This is a genomic window from Hahella sp. HNIBRBA332, from assembly GCF_030719035.1.
GTDB lineage: Bacteria > Pseudomonadota > Gammaproteobacteria > Pseudomonadales > Oleiphilaceae > Hahella.
Genome location: NZ_CP132203.1, coordinates 3698897 through 3720487 on the forward strand (window position 1 = coordinate 3698897; position 21591 = coordinate 3720487).

Consider the following 21591-nt stretch of genomic DNA (forward strand, 5'->3'; position numbering starts at 1 on the left):
TACAAGTCCTGCTTAGACAGTAACGTCAGATTGATAAGGCGGACTCTAAACGCCAACCACAAGATACGCATACACTTTTAAGACAAAGTGATCCTACCCACCAATGATAGACACCCTGTTAAGCGAGTACACTACGCTACAGAGGTGAACTATGACCAAACAGAAAACAACAAATTCCAAATCTCGCCAACGTTATTCCAACGAGTACAAGGCGGAAGCCCTGACGCTAGCTCAACGTATCGGCGTGAGCGCCGCCGCAAGGCAATTGGGTCTGCACGAGTCACAACTTTACAATTGGCGCAGTAAAGCCCGACTGGCGCAGGATCGTGGCGAAACGGAACAGCAACTGGCCCAGGAAAACGCCCGCCTGAAGCGTCAGTTGGCTGAACAGGCGGAAGAGCTTGCCGTGTTAAAAAAAGCGGCGGCGTACTTCGCCAAAAGTGTGAAGTGAGGTACGCCTTTATGCACTCTCACACGAGCCTTTTCCGCGTCACTTGCATGGCGAGAACGCTTCAGGTCTCAAGAAGCGGCTACTATGTTTGGCTCCATCGACAGAAAGCCCCTTCTCTGCGACGACAGCGTCAGCAATCCCTGGACATCCAGGTTGGGGCCGCTTTTGATAAAGCTAAAAAGCGTAATGGGGCGCCCCGGCTGACCAAAGACTTGGCGCAACAGGGAGTCCAGGCTAACCGTAAAACGGTGGCCAGAAGCATGCAACGCTTGGGCTTGAGAGCGAAAGCCGCCAGAAAGTTTAAGGCCACCACCCACTCCAGACATAGCCTGCCTGTGGCGGAAAACCTTCTTCAGCAGGACTTTAATGCAACGGAGATAAATCAAAAATGGGCGGGTGACATCACCTATTTGTGGACGGAAGAAGGTTGGCTGTATCTAGCCGTCGTGCTGGACCTGTTCAGCCGTAAAGTCATAGGCTGGGCGATGAGCGAGCGAATGAAATCGGAGCTGGTCTGTAACGCCTTGCGGATGGCGTTGTGGCGTCGACGTCAGCCCAAAGGGGTGATCGTCCATTCAGATCGAGGTTCCCAATATTGCTCAGAAGCCTATCAGACGTTGATTCAGGCGCATGGGCTTCGTTGCAGCATGAGCGGCAAAGGCAACTGCTATGACAATGCCTGTGTGGAAAGCTACTTTCACTCCCTGAAAGTAGAAGCGATTCACGGAGAGCGGTACGCAACCCGACAAGAAATGCGTGAAGCCGTGTTTGAGTATATCGAAGTGGATTACAATCGAACCCGTCTTCACAGCGCAAATGGCTATCTCAGCCCAGAGAGTTATGAAGCATCGAAAGTCGCTTAATGACGTGTCTAATCTTTGTGGGCAGGATCATCAGTTTTCTGCATTGACTTTCTACAAGGCTATCACCCCTTCCTCAAACTTCGACCAATAATCATTGCGACTCCAATTGTTAGGGCTGACATTGGAATATCTATAAACCACAATGGCGAAAAAAACCATTCTCCCATTAATGCAGAAAAAATGATAAAACCAAGGAAACCGCATATCGATACTACAGCCACCAAATGAGGCAATGTATTGTGAGCTTGTACTTTAGCGTAGTAAGACAGCACCAGCAAACTCGGCAAAATTAGCGGAAGGTACTGACAAATAAAGTAATCCAGCAAAGGCTGACTTTTATAGTTGTCCGCACCCCAAAGCATAGTCGACGCCATGCCCACTAACACTTCCACCACAAAGAGAATCAACGAATATTTAAGAATACTAAGAAAGTTCAAGGTGACTCCCGCCACATAACGTTTATATATCGCGCATACGCGCTTTTCAATTTCAAGGCGCTAAAGATACCTTCTCCGGCCCACTGATTCCAGCGTACGAAGGCCCAGACGTTCGCGGTCTTATTCACGAAAAGCTGTGCGGTCGCATGGCCAAGGTATTTACTGAAGTTAGACCTGATTGAGATTTTGTGGCGAAAGGTGATTCGGAATAACGGCCTCTATGACCGCATATCGAAAAATACGACGACGTTCTGGAGGCGCCTGAAGGAAACTGAAGCATGCAGTTCCTTCAGGCGTTTGTAGGTGGAAAAGGCGTTCTATAGACGCTTGCGAATGATGTCAAAAAGCGCGCTGGATTCCCGCTTTATCGGATCGGGCTCCCCCTTCTCCATGGCGTCCCAGTATTTCCAGTCCACCTTCTTCGTTCCGAGTTCGTAATCCATCTGATCCCAGCTGTCCTCCCGAAACGCATAGAAAGCCCAATGCAGTTTAAGGTTGTCAGCGGCTTCCAGAACATCCTTCAGATATTCGCCACAACCAGGAATCGTCCTGGCGCAGCCAAACTCTCCCATCACCATCCGATTTACCGGGATTCCCGACTTTTTCGCCCAATTTATAGGCTGGGAAATATAGGCGGCGACTTGCTGCGGCCCCCATTGCATCGTTTTCTCCCCAAATGGAATATCGCCTGGATACACATAGCGCTTCTCTCTATTAATGTTGGGAGAGCTGGTAAAGTCATAGGGCTCATACATATGGAAGGAATAAAGAATATTTGAATCTTCAAGCCCGGATGGCCAATAGGAAAAAGCATCCGCAGCAGCGTACCAGCCGGCATCCAGCATCACCGTCACGTTCGGATCAACCTGTCGTATTGTTTTGACCAATGATTGATAGAACAAACGCAGGTCTCGCGAGCTTCCCTGATGCTTCTTATACCATTGCGCCATGGCATCAGAATCGGCGTGCTCTTTAAGATCGCTATTAAGTTCCGGTACGGGTTCGTTGACAAGGTTGAAGGCGGCAATGGCCGGATGCCCTTTCAATGCTGTCGCGAGATCTTTCCAGAAGTGATTAGCATCGTTCCAATATTTTTTATCCAACCAGAGTCGGCCATCAAAAACATCATTATTATTCTGCGACCAGCGCATATTGGGCAAAGACAATGGAGCAATGACCACTTTCAGATTCGCCTTATGCGCCCGATCCAGCACCAACTTCAGTTGCGCCAAATCGGTGGCGTTCAGCGATTGGTAATGATCCGCATCGCCGATTAGAAAATCCCTGCCTTCAGAGGGCCATTTATCATATGCCAACCTAACCCAGGTCGCGCCATAGGCAGCGAGAGCGTCAAAGTATTCCTGAGTCGGTGGAAGCCGGTTAAAGCTGTTAGCGCCATGCTGTGGGGAATCCCAGAAACTCGCCGTTTCAGCTCTGATGAAACAGGAAAATAGAATGAGTGAAATAAATACAACGCGTCGAAGCACCGATTAAAATCTCCATGTTTTAAAATAGGGCGACAATAAAAGGTGAAAGATAGAAGAATTTCTCCCATTTAAATATCGGTATTTCTGCTGCTTTCTGGCGAAAATTTATCAGGATCTGCTCACTTTTATTAACTGTCAGCAATAAATGCAAACGGGAAGAAGAATTAAAACAAAATATCATCTTTATCAAGTCGGGAACGCTTGTCAGGATATTACTGGAGAGGATCTAGCGGAATGACCACCGCTATCTGAAGCCCAGGCCAGCCTTACCTACTACCAAAAATGCGGCTACGATGAGTTCTTTGCCAAAATTGATTAAATATATTAATTTCACTTTCCTATACATAAAATTCACATGCTAATATGACTTCCATAAATTTACTTCACCGAAAAAAATATATTCATAAATATAGAGAGAGTATTGTGCTAAGCGAAAGATGGTTAGATATTGATGGCGATAAGCTCTATTGCTTGTTATCCAGCATTTCAAAAACACAAGACACCCTAGTTCTTCTACATGGTTTGGGAGAGTCCCATTTGTGTTTTGCTGATGCAATTGATTGGCTACCTAATCATAACATCGTTATGTTTGATATGTGTGGCTACGGTTATTCACCTGCATCCTCTACCTCCCATAGCACAGAGACTCAAGCAAAGCGCATATTAGCAGCGCTAAAGTTGATGAATATTGACAAATGTTTTCTGCTGGGTCATTCCTGGGGCGGGGATGTTTCAACCCTGGTTTGCAAGCAGGATGATAATAAAGTTATACAAGGCTTTATCAACGCAGAAGGTGGGTTACATGAGGAAAATGTCATATTATCCAGAATAATTTCTGAGCAATATTCCAACCTAAATGAAAAAGAGTTTAATCACTGGGTAAAGGGAAGCGGCTTTGCGACGCGCTTTCCACTAGCTTGGAAACATGGCGCTGGAATAAAGTTTCTTTCATCCGTCAGACGCTGTGATCCTGTTGTATTAGGTGAGACCGCCAGCGAAATCTATTCTCAACATGCGACCCAAGACAGTCGCGGAGTCGTCAGTTGGGGACAGTTTTATGAGGCGCTGCCAATTCCTAAAGTCTACTTCTGGGGCACTCAGAGCTTAGAAGGATGTGAACGGGCTCTGGAGTTCATCGAAACGCTAGACAATGTTCGCTTTGAAGGGGCAAATCACTGGGTACAAAATGAACCAGCCAAGTTTTATGCTGAAGTAGAAAAATTCATATCCAGTGTAATATGAAATCCAGGCGTCCAGACGGTTTCACCACTACATAACTCAGGTCCGCCTTGCGTTGATCCAGCTTTGGTATGCGCGAACAAATGAGGTCTTAATAACTCTTTACGGCCTCTCCTTCATAATACCTGATAGATCCTCCAGGCTAGAGCCGCCGCCACTAGACAGCCCACCAGGAATAATAGATTTTTTGCCATTATGCATACCCAGATTCCGCTGATTAAACTTTCGCCATTGCAGCAATACTATAGAGGAATACATAGGCTGGTGTTATCACGTTGAAAAAGTAGATCGCCTGCACTTGACCGTATAGTATCCAGAGGCCGATCAGCTATTTCATGATAAGATCGGAAGCTATAGAATATAACAGATAAATTAAGTGACTATGACAGGTATCGGATGGATTATTTAGAAGAGAGCGCGACGCCTCATGATAAAGAAGAACTAGCTGCTCTCTATGTGAGATCACTCAAAGAAAGCTTAACGACTATAAACCGCTTCAATCCAGAAAATTTAACCCAACAATTTTTGGAATATTACGATGATTTTTGCTTTATAAAAATACTGATAAAAAAGGAAATTGTTGGGCTATATAGCACTAAAGATATGCCCGACCATATTTGGTTAGTTCACTTATATGTTGATCCAAAATACCAGTCGATGGGCATTGGGACCAACATTCTGAACAACATCATTCGAGAAGCTAAAGCAAAGATGCTTCCTGTGCGATTAACCACAATAGAAAAGAGTCCCGCCAATAATTTTTACATCAAAAATGGCTTTACGCTGGATTATGCGGAAGACACCAATAATCACTACATCTATAAAGACTTATAGACCGTAGACGCCGCGCCCCAAGAAACAGATCATTTGCAGCCATTCCTTTGGTATACGCATTACCTGTTTTCAGAACATGCAGGAGGCCGTATGCAAGTACACCGCTCGGGCCGCCGAAAAGCTCCGAGAGAAGCAGCTGGCCTCCTTCATTGTCATGTTTATCCAAACCGGCATATTGAGCCGTAAAACTCCAATGTAACAACCAGAAACCCACATTCTCCTTCTGACGATACCCGCGATTTTATAGAGCTTACCTGGGTGTTACTGGAGAGGATCTGGCGGGATGGCCACCATTACTTAAAGGCAGGAGTAATGCTTCGTGACTTTTCTCCAACCGAAGAGCCAGTTAATCAATCCGGAAACCACGAGCTTTGGCTCTTTTGATTTGTTCTTCAGTTAATGGCGGTTCATCATCCGATTTCCAGAAGTATGGAAGCTTTTTGGTTACTTCGCGCAAGGGAATATACCCTTTGATCTTGTCATCCGGAGATATGCTGGCCCATCCCTCAATCGGACTCCAGTAGGAGGCGGATATTGTAGCCATTCCGTATGTTTCAACCGCAATGATATACACTCCCTGCTCTTTCGGGGTATCACCTACAGTCCACTGAATATCTTCAAACATGAGACTCTCCATCAATATTTCAGCCTGAACTTTTCCGCTTCACATGCATATTCCCATAGCTTCGTGGTTTCCCTTTCAAGAAACTCATCCGCCCCTCCCAAACCATGGTAATGAGAAAGCAGTGATTATCAAGAATGGCCCTCCGGGATTAAATCGGCACAGAAGAATGAATCATAGGAAGGTTTCTCCTGCTTATATTACTCAAGCGTCTGATATTCCAGAGGCTATCTAGTTAAAACAACAATCGTCGGTATGGAGATACAAAGAAATACGATTATTAGTAGAAAACAAAGCCAATAACGGAAAGGCCTTTGCCTTTTTTCAAAGGCGGTAGAAAAAAAGTATGCCTTCCCAGATTTATGGGTAGAGTAAAGATCATAAAGAGAAACGAAAAAAACGACTACTGCCGCAGGAATGTAGGCCATAGCCACTGAAGCGCCGCCCATATTCACCGCCCCAAAGGCTACATTATAAGAAACGACAAATGCGATATTGGCTGTAAGCAGCGGTTTTAACATAATTATCAAGCTTGCATTCAGATTAGGGCTCATCGGTACATCAGTCGATTATAACCAAATCTACTCATAGCGCCACGACTCTGGGGATTGCTGTAGCTCATACTGATAGCAGGCCACATAGTGTCGAAGTCCTCTATCGCCATCATAAAACTGGAGGACTTCATAATCTCTGCCTTTATCTCCATGGTATAATATCGCGGTAATCAGCGTTTTAGAGCCTCTTCCTGAGTGGGCTAAATTAGCCCCCGCCCATATAACACTGAGCGGTCCTTCAAAATAATAATTTCTTATATATCAAATATAAAAACACATATCGACAAATAGTATAAAACCTCTATCATATTTAATTAAAAAATCAATGTAAAAATAGAAAGAAGAGTATCACGCCAGTGTTAAATCCTATCTATCCACTACAAATGATCAGACAAAAAAACATCTGAAACTAATTTTTAGGAGACAAAATATATAATCAATTCCCAACATCCCGAATCAAAATTATAATAGCGCCAGTGGCACTCACCTTAATCTTATATTTATCTCAATATCCTAGTGGCGACAAAACACAAGCATAGCTCTCACGATTATAGCCGCTATCGATACCAATTCAAAAGGCATGATACAACGAGATATAAAAAACAGAACCTAACAGAATAAAAAATTAAAGAAAAAATAGCGACATATCTATTTAACCTGAGTTAACCTCCACCAAGACATTTAACTTAAGATGCTTTAAAATTAGTTTTTGATCAGACAAACATATTAAGCTACAGTTGCAAGGATTATTCACTCTAATAACCTCTCCCACATAATTATTCCCATCAATATAAGCCAATAATTTTTTTACAGCACACTCAAAAGCATCCTTGGCATTATAAAAAGATTCACCCACAGAAAACAACTCCTCAAATAGATCCTTTTTCTCTTGCAGCGACACGAAAAACGCATTACTTTTCTTTAATATAACTATGCGAAATATTAGTTTTTTTTCTGTCAAAAAATCCACGTCCTGTATCAGATCCATAACTCCCCCTATAAAAATACATCTATAAATTAAATCTCACATAACTATATATAGACTCTTCAACCTTGGCTCTATAGCGCGAACCAGAAAGCATCCAATGCCTTGCGGTTAATTTTTACTCAATCCCCACTAAAATTATTCAACATATATTAAAAATCGTAACCGTGACATAATTAAACATAGTCCGACTCCGTATTCGACCATTTATTTTTGACTATTCATAGTTAAAAAACCACATCAAAAACTCATACACATAGAATCCAGTGCGTACTTTTAATCCGTCGTAGAATCTAACCTACCAACAACTTGATCCATCTCCAAGTCATCAAAATAAGAATAGGACAAAGAATCTTCAGATTTACTACTCCATGGAAACTGAACGCTTCTTTCAGTTGAAAACCAGGGAGCATAGTCAATATAATCAGGAAACTCATTCAAAGACTTATACTCAGTTGCGACAACCAGAACAAATTTATATATTTTCACCCCGGGATAAATGCTTAATATATAATTATTAACTTCTTTAATAGTATTCCCAGTCCTAGAAACATCATCAATCAATACAATAGGTGCATCCATGCACGCACGACCCTCACAGTATATTTTTCTATAATCACTCCTAAAATCACACTTAACCAAATACTTTTCGTGCAAGTCAAGTCTATGCGCCAAATAAGCCGCAAGAAAATTACCACCTTTATTGATACCAAATATGTAAGGAGTAACCCCTTCGTTCTTTCTTATTCCTCTGAGAACAAACTCTATATTTGCCAAACCTATTTCTGCTGCGGTATTTGATAATTTATTACCATTAACCAAAGGTCTTGGCTTGAGTTCTACAACCCTGCTTATCAAAGTGCTCAAATGCTTTTTTAGAGAATGCTCTTTATCTTCCAGTGCGACAGAGAGTATATCATCTCTATTAAAAACTTTTGCTGTCATTGACATCAATTCAGTGAAGTTCTTAGTAATATCCATTTGCGCATAACTAACAGCCCCTATGCTTTTTGACATAGCCAAGCTTTCATTTTGCCGTTTGCTGATAATTTCAATATCACTTTGCAACTTCGTTAGGTTATCCACCAGCAAACCAACTCTATCAAACAAATCCAAATACTTCACCTGATTATTCTCAACTCTTTTAATTATTTCCAGCATTTCAGATTCAATATCCCGTCTATTTAAATAATCATGAACAATCCTATTACAGTTAACAACAGGATAAAAGAAATCAAATACTGCATTTTTAGCAGTTTTCTTTATCTCACTAAAATCTATAACACTCATCACAGCTCTCTCCATGCTCTTCGATAAGCACACCACATAAATCTAAAAAAAAGCAGCATATCACAAATGAAAATTATGTATTCAGAAGTCTGAATACCCATTACGATATACTGATCATATCCGTTACTTTTCAAATAGCCAACTAGAAGACTCAATGCTATCGCCACACCCGCTACAATCACAAACAAGAGCGATCCAACAATAATTTCAGTTATAAATTTTATCAGCTTCACATATTGATACTTTTCATTATTCTCAACCATTAGCATCCCTTCAAATAACCTTTATAAATTAGTGAGGAAAATTTAATAACAACAAGCCATATATCCAACACCTATAAGGCCGGGTATTCATAAGTGCTAAGAGCTATATCCAGCCAAGTATTAAAGCCATAAGGCTGCCCATGATCCATACTCATTACCGACCCCTTAGCCACCCATGCATACGACCTAGACGACAGGTACCCCACTCATTTGTATAAATTTAGACCACCACGTTTCCTATTCCAGTAATTACACGGCTTTATCTACTACTCGTCTCACTGCTTTATCCCTACCAATTCATTTTCAATAACTTGGACAGACGTCCAAACCAGCCAGTCCATGTTCAGTTATTCCAACATACCCCAATAAGCAGCCGGCTTTTCCACAACTCATATGTTTTACACATATAATCCCCCTAACAAACAGGAGGATGCGAGATGCCTGAATATCCTGACATTACCGTGTATATCGATGCGTTGGAGCGGCGGATTCTTGGGCGGGTGTTGGAGTCGGTGGAGTTGCATAGTTATTTTCTGTTGCGGACGGCGGAGCCGTCTTTGGAGGCGGTGGTTGGCGCGAAGGTGACGCAGTTGCGGCGGATTGGTAAGCGTATCGCCATTGGCTTTGATAATGATGTCTGGATGGTGTTTCACCTGATGATCGCGGGGCGTTTGCATTGGCGCGACGCGGGTAAGAAAGCGCCGGGGAAAAATGCGTTGATTAGCTTGCAGTTCCCCAATGGCGTTCTGTTTTTGACGGAGGCGGGAACGAAGAAACGCGCGTCTCTGCATCTTGTCAGAGAGGAAGCAGGCTTGGCGCAGGTCAATCCGGGTGGTCTGGAGATATTGGAGTCGGACCTCCCTGCGTTCCAACAAGCGTTGACCCGCAATAATCACACATTAAAAAGAGCGCTGACTGATCCGCATATTTTCAGCGGCGTCGGCAACGCCTATTCCGATGAAATTCTGCATGCGGCCCGACTGTCTCCCATCGCGCAAACTCAAAAGCTGAGCGCAGAAGAAATTGAGCGATTGTATCAGGCGTGCCGCACCTGTTTGACGACCTGGACGCAGCGTTTGCGCGATCAGTATGGCGACGCCTTTCCAGAAAAAGTCACCGCCTTTCGTGAAGACATGGCGGTGCATGGCCGTTACAACCTTCCCTGTCCGGTCTGTGGCGGAACCGTACAACGCATTCGCTATGCGACCAACGAAACCAACTATTGTCCCAATTGCCAGACGGAAGGACGCTTACTTGCGGACCGGGCATTGTCCCGGCTGTTAAAGAAAGACTGGCCTAAAAGCGTTGAAGAACTGGAGAAAATTCGCGGCAAAAGCCATCACTGATCAAAGCCGCAATAACCGCCAATCGGTCGTTGGGGGCATTGCCAAAACTTCCCCGTCGGCTAAACTTTCGGCATGGATTCACCATTAATCAGGCTTCGCCCGTTTCCGCAGGGCAATGACCCAATAACAAGGACTCAGTATGCTGCAAGACCAGTTTGCGCCCAATTGGACGCTTACCCCTACATCCGGATTGCAAATCAACACCACCGCCATTTCCGCCAACGGCGCGCAACTCATCACCGGCACTTCCTCCGAATATGGAGAAAGTAGCGATTTCGCCATATACAGCTACGCCACCGACGGCTCCGCGCCGTCACTGCAGTGGAGCGATCCGCTGGGCGATAACGTCACCCAGGGCGTGTTCTGGGTCGCAGTCTCCGGCAACGGCGCTTACGCGGCCGCCGGCGGAGAGTATGGCAGCGGCAATGGCTTTCTGCGTACTTACAACGTCGGCGTCGGCGTTTCCAGTCGTCAGGAGTTCAGCGTCGACAGCCGCATCAACGAAGTGGAAAGCAGTTACGATGGCTCCACCATTATCGCCGTGGAAGGCTCCAACGCCTTGTTGCTGACCCTCAACGGACAGAGTTACACCGACTCCCCTACCAACGTCAGCGAGTCCTATTTGCGCAGTTGCGGCATCTGCAACACAGGCGAAATCGTGGTGGTGGGCGGAGAGTTGGACAGCTATTCGGAGAGCGTCGAATTCGCCCGCGGACGCAAGCCGGCGAAACGCGCGGAGGTCAGTTCCACCGGACTGGTCATCCTCTACGCCAATCAAAGCGGAACCCTGGTGGAATACGGTCGCTTTCATACCGCCACTGGCGTTCTGCGCGTTGTCATCAGCGCTGACGGGGGCTACTTCGCCGCCTCCACCAAGAACGGCTACGTCTATCTGTTCGCCACCCCGGACAGTCCTGTCAGCGGCCTCACGCCCCTATGGTCCTACACGCCTTCCGACCAGTCTCTGGGACTGACTTACGCCCTGGCCATCGCCAATGTAAACGGACAGGTCTATGTCGGCGCCGGCGGCAATTACGATGGCTCTGGAACGACCAAAGCCGCCTCTGACAGCCCCGGCTTCGGTTTCGCCTATATGTTGAAGAACGCCGGCGATTCCGGGGAATATTACCCGCAACGCCTGTGGATCAATCAGCTGGAATATTGCCCCAACCCCGGCATGAATATGGACGCCAACGCGCAGTATGTGACCTCCGCCGACGGTGAGCCCATCTTCAGCGACAGCAACTCGTCGCCACAAGAAGAAACCCCTGGCAACTTCTATCTATTTAACGCGCAGACTGGCGAGCTGTACTGGAAGTACGCGACATCGCTGATGAACTGGCCCATGTCCATCAACGCCGAAGGCACCGCCGTCTTCGCCGGCAGTGATGACGGCAGCGTGTATTACTGGGGTAGCCCGACGCTCTGAATATAGAAAGACTTAAGTGTTATAAGCCGCTTATAGATAACCTCTAGAGTGGCTTACTTACTTGACACTCCACGGCATCCCGTGACTTTTGGATATTTCTACGACTAATGGATGTGCATCTATAGGCTTCAACATCTTACGAAGCTTCTGTTGTACGTCAGCTGGGTTAATAGCTCTAGGGCGCAACTTTGAACTTTTTCTTGGCTGTTCTAAATGAAGTGCAACTCTTAACTTCTGGGCACCCAAAATAAAATGAGATACTTCACGCTCTTTTAAATTATTACTATTTAGTCTACAAGGTAAGATTAATGCTAATGTATCAAAAACTTTTTCAGCGATCTCAATATGAAGATGGCTTGGTTTAGTACGCACATTTAAACGATAGTCTTTCACCTCAATCAGCCAAACTTCCTTACCAGGTCCTATGGCAAGGATATCCAAAGACTTTATTCCATTCCACATTTTTGAAAACTGTTTTCTATAGAACGACCACTCATCGCACTTAGAAACTACCCAGCTTTTCGGGAACTCAAAAGTTAATCCATCAACTTCTAAAACTTGCATAATCAGCTTTCTTCTTCTAAAAATCGGTCAGTTTGCTCTAACTCTTCGTCGAGCGCAGTTATATCTCCAATATCATCAATAGAAGCACCTTGCTTAACACAAACTCCAGCCTTCCCCCTGTGAAGACCAAAAAATCGAGTTTCCTGCAATGATTTTCTATTACCTTCTAAAAGTATTTCTAACTCACGTAAAAGAAAAAGACTATGTGTTGCAATAAAAATCTGAATCCCACTAGAGCTTAAATCAACAATACTTTTTGCAACCCAACGAACCAACTTTGGATTAAGGTTTGCTTCAGGCTCGTCCCAAAACAAAAATCCTCTATCTAATAGGGCCCCAGTCGCAATCAACCTAGAGAGCATACCTAACTTTCTGAATCCCTCAGCAACCAAAGGCATTTCAAGACGACCATCTTTAGTTCTAAGGTAGAATCTGCCATTTCTGTCTAGCTCAATTGAGCCATCCATTGCCGTTTCCAAAGGGCGTAAAAGTCGCTTAATATTTTCTTCTTTTGGGCCGCGCTGTAACGGAGCTCCCAATAAAATACATGTGTCCCTCCATGTTTCCTCAAAATCGAGATAGTGCCCTTCATAAACTGAAATAAAGTTTGGAAATATCGTTAATAGTTCACGAGTTGGAAGATACGCTGGGGCGTCAGTGACCCACTTACTAGGCAGCACATCAATATTTACCTCCGATTTACTGTTGGTTGCAAAGTCAAATGAAACATTCCAATTTTTGTCCTCATAAAACATCTTCACTTCACAACGCTCTCTTCCCTGCTTACGGCGAGCAAGTCTCCCCAATTGCTCTGGGCGAAAAACATTTACTAGCTTTTCTGCTATTCGATATTGAAGACTCGTCTTGGTCGGCGATGAGGAGGACGGCTTCTTACCCTCCTCAGCACTAACAGCCAACAGTGTATAAGCCATTTTTAACAAATGAGTTTTTCCCGCGCCATTCTCACCTACGATTATATTGAGCTGTCTACCAAAATGAAGTTCGGCTTGAGGAAACACGGTTAAGTTCTTAACATCCATGCGTTTAAGCATTATTCACCCATTAATTTATAAAGATATACTCATCAAGCATCAGTGGTTCCAGAAAGCGTATAGATAGGTAAGCATTAAGCTTTCATTAAAAGTTTCCACCATGCTAAGCCATGATTTTATTACTAAATAATATTCCGCTAATAGTAAGGATAATAAATCTGCACTACGAATGTCAGCTAAATAATCAGCCAAAGATTAGTCAGGGAGTGAGCTTCACCACATTGGGAGCGCTGAATTTTCCGATGATTTCATGCAGGTCGCCCGCTTTGGCGAAGTAGAATCCCTGAGCGAGAAAGCATTGGTTTTCCTTCAGGAATTTCACTTGCTCAGCGTCCTCCACACCCACCGCCACCACCTTCAGCTTGAGATTATGGGCCATGGAAATCATCGCTTTTACGATTTCCGCATCGTCGCCTTTTCTCAGCATGTTATGAATAAATGATTTGTCGATCTTGATGGAGTCGATCGGCAGTTGCTTAAGATTGCTCATGGAAGAGTAACCCGCGCCGAAATCATCCACCGTGATACCAAAGCCAAGCTTGTTCAGATCGTTGATGTTGCGGTTGCTTTGCTCCAATTCCTCGATGATGGTGGCTTCCGTCAACTCCAGCTGGATGTTGCAGGGCTCGTCACGGTGGGCGGCGACGATGCGCCCAATATCCGCAATCAGGCCCTTATCCCGTAACTGCCGGGCCGACACATTAATGGCCACGCCGACATCGGAAAAGCCCATCCTGCGCAACTCGCGCGTGGCGGAGATCACTTCGCTGATCACCCATTTCCCCAGCTCCACAATGAGGCCTGTCTCTTCCGCCAAGGGGATAAAGTGGTCGGGATAAATAACGCCCTGACGAGGATGGTTCCAGCGCAACAGCGCCTCCAGCCCCACCAGCTTTTTGGTTTCCAGGTCAATCACCGGCTGGTAGTCCAGACGGAACTGTTTCTTGGACAGCCCCTGGATCATTTCCGCTTCCAGCGTCTGCTTCTTCCTGGCTTCTTCATTCATGGAATGAGAGAAAAACTGGATATCGTTCCGGCCATTGCGCTTGGCCTGATACATGGCGGTGTCCGCGTTCTTCAACAACTCATCCAGCTCTACGCCATCGTCGGGTGCAATGCTGATGCCGATACTGGCGCCGACAAAATATTCTTTACCCGCAAACTTGAACGGACGGTTCAAGGTGCGACGAATGCCCTGCGCCACGCGCCGGGCGTCCGCATGCCCCCGGATGTCCGACAGGATGACGGTAAACTCATCGCCGCTGATGCGCGCCACCGTATCGTTCTTACGCACGTTCTGTTTGATGCGCGCCGCCACGGTTTTCAGCACTTCGTCACCAGCGTCATGGCCGTAGTTGTCGTTGATCTCCTTGAAGTGGTCGATGTCGATAAACATCAGGGCGATCATGGACTTGTCGCGCACGGCCCGGGTAATGGCGTTTTCCAGACGCAGTTTGAACAGCAGCCGGCTCTCCAGGCCCGTCAAATGGTCGTAAAACGCCAACTGCTCCATTTCGTCCTTGCTCTTTTTCAGCAGAGTGATGTCTTCACAGGTCACCACGTAATGACTGACTTTTTCCGGCGCGGGACGGAACACGCCGTAGTTGCGCGCCGCCTGTTCATAAATGGGGAAAATGGAGATCTGCACCCAGTACTGCTTGCGCGAAGCGTCGTAACAGTGCAGTTCATCGCGAATCATCGGCTCCGGCAACTCGCGGAAATTGATCTGATCAAGGCGAGGGAAACACACACGCTCCTCCAGTGAGGAAATGTGCTTGTCGAACACCTGCATGCGATCGTAGCCGGACATCGCCAAAAAAGCGTTATTAACGTAGACGATAATGCCATCCGCATTGGTGATGATGACGCCGCTGCGGCTGCTCTCCACCGCCTTGGAAAGAAGGCGCAGGGACAACTCGCGTTGCTCCCTTTCCGCAATCTCCAGCTTCAATTCCTGGTTGGCCTGCGCCAGCGCCTCGGTTCTCTCCTCCACTCGGGCTTCCAACGCATGATTCAGTTTGTACAGCGCCTGCTCTTTCTCCATCAAGGTCTGCGTCTGTTCGTACAGCGCCTGGTTGGCCTCGCGCAGTTGATGAGTGTGCAGCTCAACCCGGTTTTTGAGCCGGTTGTTGAACGTCACCAACAGAAAAATGCCCACCGTCCCGGCGATCACCACCAGGCCGCCAATCCACAGCGCCGTGTGCAGCACCAGTCTGGCGTCATTGCGGTCCGGATCGAAGACAAACCCCTCCAGCCTGTAATTCTTGGGGGCCATATCCAGCGCGACGAAGGTGTCCGCGATATGCCGCCAGCGGCCGGGGTTCATATGCCCTATCTCCACCAGCTTGGGCACGATCAGATCAATGGTTTCCCGGGCTTCATACACCAGCTCGTCGTATTCTTTGCGGGAGCTATATTTACTTTGCAGCAAACGAATGATCTCTTCCGGGTTCTCCACCGCATAACGCCAGCCGTCAATCGTGGCTTCGCGGAAGCGCACTACCTCTTCGGTATCGCTCATCGCACGACTCTCGGTGGTGAAAAGGGTGTCGCCGTAGAAATCGATGCCGTAACTGCGCGGGTCCATGAGGTTATAGGCGATCTGACGTTTACGCAGCTGATACGGCAGATCAGTCACGTACCCCACCATGGCGTCAACGCGGTGCTCCACCAGATCATTGATGTTAAAAGATAATGGCATCTGCTTGATTTGAGACAGCAGCACGCCTTCCTTGCGCAGAATACCAATGGTATTGGCGCCGTATGGCCCATGGGGAAACATGACGCGCTTATCAATCAGGTCCTGCGGGCTGAGTATCTCCGACTCCGCCAGACTCACTAACACCAGGGGCGAATGCTGAATCATCACCGCTACGGCGGTGACAGGCGCGCCCTGCAAGCGATAAAGCAACAACTCCGAGTTGGCCACCCCGAAGTCCGCCCTGCCCTGCACCACTTCGTCGATGGGATTAATGTCCGGCGCCGCTTCGCGCAGGGTCACGTCAAAACCGGCTTGCTGATAGAAACCTTTTTCGATGGCGGCGTAAAAGCCGGCGAATTGGAATTGATGCAGCCACTTCAACTGCACAACGATAGGGGTAAGTTCAGACTCCGCCGCCCCACTGATTCTCGTCATCAGACAAAGAACCAGAAAGCATATCGTCCGGATACGGCCAATAGGAGAAGATGAGTTCGACATCTATGGCATTACCACCGTTTTTTTCGGATGAAACGCAACGCCCGAAAAGCTGCTGAAACGCAACCCAATCACGGTTGACCGGAATTATCTCTTTAAGCTTAGTAGATAATGTTCCCGAGCACGTTGGATTTCCATATCTATGACACATTTTTTCATCTGCGGGGCTTATATTTTACTTCCATGGTCGCCCCCATACTGTTTCAGTCAGTTTGATTATTATCCCAACAGCAAAAAAAGTCCGGTCTATAGTTAAATTTCAGGCGATCCTTTTTTCTTTCAACTCCCAGATGGAAACAAAACGCCACTCCTTTTCTCTTGAAGCCGCCTGATCCGCAAAACAAAGAAGTAGAGGTACATTTACGATGAGCGTATTGAAACGGTTGCCTTGGCTTGTGTTCTTTTTAGGCTTTTCTCTTTTCGCCGGCGCAAAGGAACTGGCCTTTCTCATTCCCGGCGGCGAAGGAGGCGGTTGGGACACTACCGCCCGCGAAACCGGCGCGACGATGCAAACCATCGGTTTGGTGGATGGCGTCAGTTTCACTAACCTGTCTGGAGGCGGCGGCGGGCGCGCCCTGGATGATCTGGTGCGTAACGCGCCCAAGTACTCGGAAACCTTGATGGTGCAGTCCACCCCTCTGATATTACGCAGCCTGACCGGGGTGATCGACAAAGACTTCCGCGATATCACGCCGATCGCCACAGTAATTGCGGAGTATCAGGTGGTGGCCGTGAAAGCGGACTCGCCGATTCAATCAGTTTCACAACTGGCGGACCTGATTCGGGACCATGCCGCGAAAAATCCGATTATCGGCGGTTCATCCAAAGAAAGCCTGGACCACATTACCGCCGCGCTCCTGCTTAAATCCGCCGGCATCGGTATTGATCAAATGCGCTATGTCCCCAGCGATGGCGGCGGCGACGCACTGGAGAAGCTGTATAAGGAAGTGGGCGTCGCCCTGGTGACCGGGTTGGGAGAAGTGATCAATGATTATAAATCCGGCAAACTGCGCCTGCTCGGCGTCACCAGCGACGAGCGTCTGGAAGGCTTTGATATCCCCACAATGAAGGAACAAGGCTACGATCTGGTTTTCGCCAACTGGCGCGGTTTCTTCGGAACGCCCGGCATGCCGGCGCAAGATGTCGCCCAATACGCTGATATGCTGGAAAAGCTGTCGCAGAGCGATCAATGGAAGCAGGTGAGAAGCAAATACGGATGGTCCAACTTTTATCACCGCGGCGACGCCATGCAGCGTTTCCTGGAGAATCAGGAAAAAGATATCCGCGAAGTGTTACTGAGCCTGGGCGTCAAGGTGCGCTGATCTTCTTCTCGATCAGAGTTATGCAAGCGCCGATGGACGTCGGCGCTATTGCGATGGAAACATCTCTTTAGCGACGGACTTTCGCCACCGCCTCAATTTCCACCAACGTGCCCGGCGAGGCCAGCGAGGCGACGCCCACGCCGGTCAGCGCAGGCCGCACGGCTCCCAGGTAACTGGCGAGAATGGGCGCCACTTTCGCCATGTGGTCCGCCAGCTCCCCCCTGACAAATATGCGCACCTGCAGCAGGTTATCGACGGAAGACCCGGCTTCTTTCAGCACGATGCTCAGATTCTCCAGCGCATTCGCTGTCTGAGCTTCAATCGTGTCGTTCTTCAGTTCGTAGTTGGCGTCCCAGTCCACCTGCCCGGACACAAACACCAGCCCCGATTCCGTATCGACCGCCGCTTGCGACAGACCAAAAGGCGAACCGTCATACAGCGCGCTGGGGTTTACTTTACTAATGCTCATAAAGACCTCTAAAACCGACCAATAATGTACAGTCAGAGTAGAGTTTCGAACGCGACTGAGCGATCAAGCAGCCGTTGTAACCGATACAAGCGCCGCTGGATTGACCGCAAAAATCAGGCGCGGGAAATGCGCTGTTTCACGGTACTGAGCACCCACATGATCAGGGGATCGCCCTTGGCGCTGGGATGATAGGTCGCCACCACTTCGTATCCCGGCGGATATTTTCTGAGCGGAATCTCGAATAGCCCTGTGCAAGGCAGCAGCCGTGACGGCATAAAGGCCACCATATCCGTCGCCTTTAAATATTCCTGGGCGATGTGGAACGAAGGCGCTGAAATCGTCACGTTACGGCGCAAACCCTGCTGCTCAAACCAGGCGTCCGCCGACCCGGTGAAGCCGCCAATCCCCGGCGAAGTGACAATAAAGTCACGCTCAACCAGCCGCTCCAGAGCAATCTCTCCCTCGCCCGCCAACCCGGCGTCGGCGGAGACGCAGAGATACCTTTCGGTGAACAATGCCTCGGACAGCAGGCCTTCCGGCACATAGCCATGGGAGGTAAACGCCACATCAATCTCTCCTTGGCGCATTTTCCGGGTCAGGCTGGCGCTTTCGATATTGGCGACCACGACTTTCACCTTGGGCGCAGCCTTTCGTACTTCCGCAACCAACGACGTCACGATGACTTTCTGGGTGTAGTCCGTTGCGGAGATTACCAAGGTCCTTTCCATTTTCGCCAAAGAAAACGCCTCCGGCGCCGGAATCGCATGCAAATGGGTCAGAACCCGCTGGATATGCGGCTCGATCAACTTGGCGTATGGCGTTGGAGCCATGCCATGGCCGGTGCGCACGAATAGCTGATCGCCCAGAATGTCCCGCAGTTTTTTCAGTTGTTGACTGATCGCCTGCTGCGACAGATCGAGTGACTCCGCCGCGGCTGAGATATTGCCGAAGCGATACAATGCGTCCAAGGTTCGCAGATGGTGAATTTCCAGTTTTTCAATCATGCATGCCTCAACAGAGTCCGGGACGCCGCCGCTTGAACAACGGATCTGAAATACTTGCCTGATTGTATGTGCATGACGCGGGGTTGGCGACGCATAATCATTAAAACCTCTGACGACAGGCAATCCGAAATTGAGTTTGTCCCCGGGATCGTTTAGCTTCGTCCGATCTTTTACAGAGTGGCGGTCACATTAGACCAGTCGCTATCGCCGCTCTCAAAGCGGACAGGTGAAGCCTTATTCGCGCCACGTAAACGCCCAGGTGGGTCAACGAAGGATAATTGATTGAAAGATATACTGTCTTATCTCAATGAAGAACAGTTCAAAGCCGTCAACGCCACCGAAGGGGCCACCCTGGTGCTGGCGGGCGCCGGTTCAGGCAAAACCCGCGTGGTCACCTACAAAGCCGCACACCTTATCCTGAATAAAAAAGCGCCGCCGAAGTCCATTATCCTGGTGACCTTCACCAACAAGGCCGCGAATGAGATGAGATCAAGGCTGGGCGAGCTGATTGGCCCCATCGCTAAAACCATCCACATCGGCACCTTTCACAAGCTGTTTCTTGAATTGATCCTGAAACCCAGTTCCGATCGCCCCGTCACGCAGAAATATGGGTACAACCAAACGACGCGCGTGATCAGCGAGCACGAGGCCAAAAGCTTCATCGAATCATTCTGGTCCAATCTGGGCGAGGAACAACAGCGCTTTGTCGCCCGTAACAGCATTTCTCTCAATGAAGTTCTCGCCTGCCTGTCCCGCGCCAGAGCTAACGGCTTTGGCTCAAACGACTATGCGCCGCCAATGGAACTGACCAATCGTGAACGCATGATCGATCGCATCATGATTGCGCTGTGGAAAAACCTGGATGAGGAAAAAAGAAAGCTCAACGCCATTGATGCGGACGATATTCTTTATATCGCCTGCCACGTGCTGAAAGAAGACGCCGAGTTAAGAGACGCGCTGCAATATCATTTGAAGCACTTCATCATAGATGAGTTTCAGGACTGCAATTACCTGCAGTTTGAGGCCATACGCCTGTTGGCCTCCAACTCCGTTTCCATCACTGTCGTCGGCGACTCCAAGCAGTCCATCTATCAGTTCCGGGGCTCGGAGCCAACGGTTTTCCAGGCGTTCCTGGAAGCGTACGACGCTCCCACCATAAGGGTGTTGGACACCAACTACCGGTCCTTGAACAAGCTGGTGCAGCTCAGCAATAAGCTGGCTGACAGCATGCCTCATCGCCTGCAGGAGGACATCGCCATGCGCGCCCACAGAAGCGGCGACGGGATGGTGCAGTTCGCGTCGCCCCTCAATGTGGTGACCGAGTCAAACGAAGTCGCCGCGAATATTCAAACACTATTGAACGCAGGGACGCCGCCTGATGAGATCGCCGTTCTCTACAGGGAGAACAGCCAGCGTCTGCATATCGAGCAGGCGCTGATCGCCCGCCGCATCCCTTATCTGGTTAATGAAGGCGTTCCGCTGATGCGCAGGCGCGGTCCGCGCATGCTTCTGAGTCTGTGTCTTGCGCCCTCCAGCAGCGAAAGCCCGTTGGAGGAGAAGAATCTGGAATACGTCCTCAATAACAGCCGGATTAATCTGCAGTGGCGACACAAGAAGTCCGGCAAATATAAAGACGAGGCGATCTTCAAATATCTGCAGTTTATTTCCGACGCCGATGGCAGCCTCGGGGAAAAGGCGACGGACATCATTCGCGACGTCCGCCTGATCAAGAAGCTGAACAACTGTCCGCCGTCGCAAGCAGAGGAGCAGTTATGGGAAATCCTCCTGCGCCACACCTATTTCAGTCGGGAAGGCATGGAAAGCCTGCCCGCCAAAGTGGTGATTCAGCAGTTATTGGACGGCTTGAAAAAAGGCGTACCCCTGGAACAAAGCGCCGAGGAACTGCTAAAAATAAACAGCGATAAAACCGAGTCGGACAAAATTCATCTCATGACCATTCATGCGTCAAAAGGGACTGAATTCGACACCGTCTTTCTGATCAATGCGACCCTGGCCGAGCATAAAGAGAGAGACGATAACAGGGAGGAAGAACGCCGGGTTTTCTACGTGGCGCTGACTCGGGCCAAAAGCAGACTGCATATCTCCTGCCCGCAATATAATGAGCGTGGGCTACCCTTGCAGCCTTCGCCGTATATTGCAGAACTCAGGCGCGGCTAGCCGCGC

20 protein-coding genes and 1 pseudogene are annotated in these 21591 nt (G+C 48.2%); 9 read left to right on the forward strand and 12 right to left on the reverse strand.

What is annotated here, in order from left to right; translation table 11 throughout:
• Positions 1 to 151: 151 nt before the first annotated feature.
• Positions 152 to 1314, forward strand: a protein-coding gene (locus tag O5O45_RS16355) for an IS3 family transposase (RefSeq protein WP_371747851.1) whose coding sequence is annotated in 2 segments (ribosomal slippage) — positions 152 to 410 and positions 410 to 1314 — 1164 coding nt in all. Because the reading frame shifts where the segments join, the coding sequence is not laid out codon by codon here.
• Positions 1315 to 1376: 62 nt separating this feature from the next.
• Here the strand turns inward: O5O45_RS16355 and O5O45_RS16360 are convergent.
• Together O5O45_RS16360 and O5O45_RS16365 are read right to left on the reverse strand one after the other, a co-directional pair.
• Positions 1377 to 1751: a hypothetical protein gene (locus O5O45_RS16360; RefSeq protein ID WP_305900459.1), complete on the reverse strand. Its 375-nt coding sequence runs from the start codon at positions 1749 to 1751 to the stop codon at positions 1377 to 1379.
• A gap of 317 nt (positions 1752 to 2068) precedes the next feature.
• Positions 2069 to 3217 (reverse strand): glycoside hydrolase family 5 protein, encoded by a 1149-nt coding sequence (locus O5O45_RS16365; protein WP_371748007.1) that lies wholly within the window; start codon positions 3215 to 3217, stop codon positions 2069 to 2071.
• Between the two features lie 444 nt (positions 3218 to 3661).
• Between O5O45_RS16365 and O5O45_RS16370 the strand changes: the two genes are divergently transcribed.
• From O5O45_RS16370 to O5O45_RS32010, 4 genes and pseudogenes are all read left to right on the forward strand, one after another.
• The gene (locus O5O45_RS16370) at positions 3662 to 4480 is read left to right on the forward strand and encodes an alpha/beta fold hydrolase (protein ID WP_305900460.1); all 819 of its coding nucleotides are present in this window, start codon (positions 3662 to 3664) and stop codon (positions 4478 to 4480) included.
• A 393-nt stretch (positions 4481 to 4873) separates the two neighbouring features.
• Positions 4874 to 5311 carry a GNAT family N-acetyltransferase gene (locus O5O45_RS16375; RefSeq protein WP_305900461.1) on the forward strand — a complete coding sequence of 146 codons (438 nt, stop codon included), beginning with the start codon at positions 4874 to 4876 and terminating at the stop codon, positions 5309 to 5311.
• A gap of 31 nt (positions 5312 to 5342) precedes the next feature.
• On the forward strand, positions 5343 to 5510 hold the full coding sequence (locus O5O45_RS32005; RefSeq protein ID WP_371748008.1) for a DinB/UmuC family translesion DNA polymerase: 168 nt from the start codon (positions 5343 to 5345) through the stop codon (positions 5508 to 5510).
• Positions 5511 to 5524: 14 nt separating this feature from the next.
• Positions 5525 to 5695, forward strand: a pseudogene (locus O5O45_RS32010) (DinB/UmuC family translesion DNA polymerase); the annotation flags it as partial.
• On the opposite strand, the gene O5O45_RS16380 reads toward O5O45_RS32010, so the two are convergent.
• The 5 genes from O5O45_RS16380 to O5O45_RS16400 form a co-directional block, all read right to left on the reverse strand.
• The gene (locus O5O45_RS16380; protein ID WP_305900462.1) at positions 5658 to 5936 is read right to left on the reverse strand and encodes a hypothetical protein; all 279 of its coding nucleotides are present in this window, start codon (positions 5934 to 5936) and stop codon (positions 5658 to 5660) included. The pseudogene O5O45_RS32010 and the gene O5O45_RS16380 sit on opposite strands and share 38 nt — an antisense overlap.
• A gap of 224 nt (positions 5937 to 6160) precedes the next feature.
• The gene (locus tag O5O45_RS16385; protein ID WP_305900463.1) at positions 6161 to 6454 is read right to left on the reverse strand and encodes a hypothetical protein; all 294 of its coding nucleotides are present in this window, start codon (positions 6452 to 6454) and stop codon (positions 6161 to 6163) included.
• Between the two features lie 685 nt (positions 6455 to 7139).
• Positions 7140 to 7475: a hypothetical protein gene (locus O5O45_RS16390; RefSeq protein WP_305900464.1), complete on the reverse strand. Its 336-nt coding sequence runs from the start codon at positions 7473 to 7475 to the stop codon at positions 7140 to 7142.
• 273 nt (positions 7476 to 7748) lie between these two features.
• Positions 7749 to 8762, reverse strand: coding sequence for a phosphoribosyltransferase (locus tag O5O45_RS16395; protein WP_305900465.1), 1014 nt, complete (start codon positions 8760 to 8762; stop codon positions 7749 to 7751).
• Positions 8762 to 9025, reverse strand: coding sequence for a hypothetical protein (locus tag O5O45_RS16400; protein WP_305900466.1), 264 nt, complete (start codon positions 9023 to 9025; stop codon positions 8762 to 8764). The genes O5O45_RS16395 and O5O45_RS16400 overlap by 1 nt, the downstream gene beginning before the upstream one ends.
• 437 nt (positions 9026 to 9462) lie before the next feature.
• Here O5O45_RS16400 and O5O45_RS16405 point away from each other — a divergent pair, with 437 nt between their 5' ends.
• Positions 9463 to 10371 (forward strand): Fpg/Nei family DNA glycosylase, encoded by a 909-nt coding sequence (locus tag O5O45_RS16405; RefSeq protein WP_305900467.1) that lies wholly within the window; start codon positions 9463 to 9465, stop codon positions 10369 to 10371.
• A gap of 139 nt (positions 10372 to 10510) precedes the next feature.
• The gene (locus tag O5O45_RS16410; protein ID WP_305900468.1) at positions 10511 to 11800 is read left to right on the forward strand and encodes a hypothetical protein; all 1290 of its coding nucleotides are present in this window, start codon (positions 10511 to 10513) and stop codon (positions 11798 to 11800) included.
• Positions 11801 to 11857: 57 nt separating this feature from the next.
• On the opposite strand, the gene O5O45_RS16415 is transcribed toward O5O45_RS16410, so the two are convergent.
• From O5O45_RS16415 to O5O45_RS16425, 3 genes are all read right to left on the reverse strand, one after another.
• Positions 11858 to 12364, reverse strand: a complete 507-nt coding sequence (locus O5O45_RS16415) for a cysteine--tRNA ligase (RefSeq protein ID WP_305900469.1) — start codon at positions 12362 to 12364, stop codon at positions 11858 to 11860.
• Positions 12365 to 12366: 2 nt separating this feature from the next.
• A complete protein-coding gene (locus tag O5O45_RS16420; protein WP_305900470.1) occupies positions 12367 to 13416 on the reverse strand; it encodes an AAA family ATPase in 1050 nt (349 codons plus the stop codon).
• 199 nt (positions 13417 to 13615) lie between these two features.
• The gene (locus tag O5O45_RS16425; protein ID WP_305900471.1) at positions 13616 to 16552 is read right to left on the reverse strand and encodes an EAL domain-containing protein; all 2937 of its coding nucleotides are present in this window, start codon (positions 16550 to 16552) and stop codon (positions 13616 to 13618) included.
• A gap of 425 nt (positions 16553 to 16977) precedes the next feature.
• On the opposite strand from O5O45_RS16425, the gene O5O45_RS16430 reads away from it, so the two are divergent.
• On the forward strand, positions 16978 to 17934 hold the full coding sequence (locus tag O5O45_RS16430) for a Bug family tripartite tricarboxylate transporter substrate binding protein (RefSeq protein ID WP_305900472.1): 957 nt from the start codon (positions 16978 to 16980) through the stop codon (positions 17932 to 17934).
• Positions 17935 to 18001: 67 nt separating this feature from the next.
• On the opposite strand, the gene O5O45_RS16435 is transcribed toward O5O45_RS16430, so the two are convergent.
• Both O5O45_RS16435 and O5O45_RS16440 read right to left on the reverse strand, forming a co-directional pair.
• Positions 18002 to 18403, reverse strand: coding sequence for a RidA family protein (locus tag O5O45_RS16435; RefSeq protein WP_305900473.1), 402 nt, complete (start codon positions 18401 to 18403; stop codon positions 18002 to 18004).
• 113 nt (positions 18404 to 18516) lie between these two features.
• On the reverse strand, positions 18517 to 19407 hold the full coding sequence (locus O5O45_RS16440; RefSeq protein ID WP_305900474.1) for a LysR family transcriptional regulator: 891 nt from the start codon (positions 19405 to 19407) through the stop codon (positions 18517 to 18519).
• Between the two features lie 282 nt (positions 19408 to 19689).
• Here O5O45_RS16440 and O5O45_RS16445 point away from each other — a divergent pair, with 282 nt between their 5' ends.
• A complete protein-coding gene (locus tag O5O45_RS16445) occupies positions 19690 to 21585 on the forward strand; it encodes an ATP-dependent helicase (RefSeq protein ID WP_305900475.1) in 1896 nt (631 codons plus the stop codon).
• Positions 21586 to 21591: the final 6 nt, after the last annotated feature.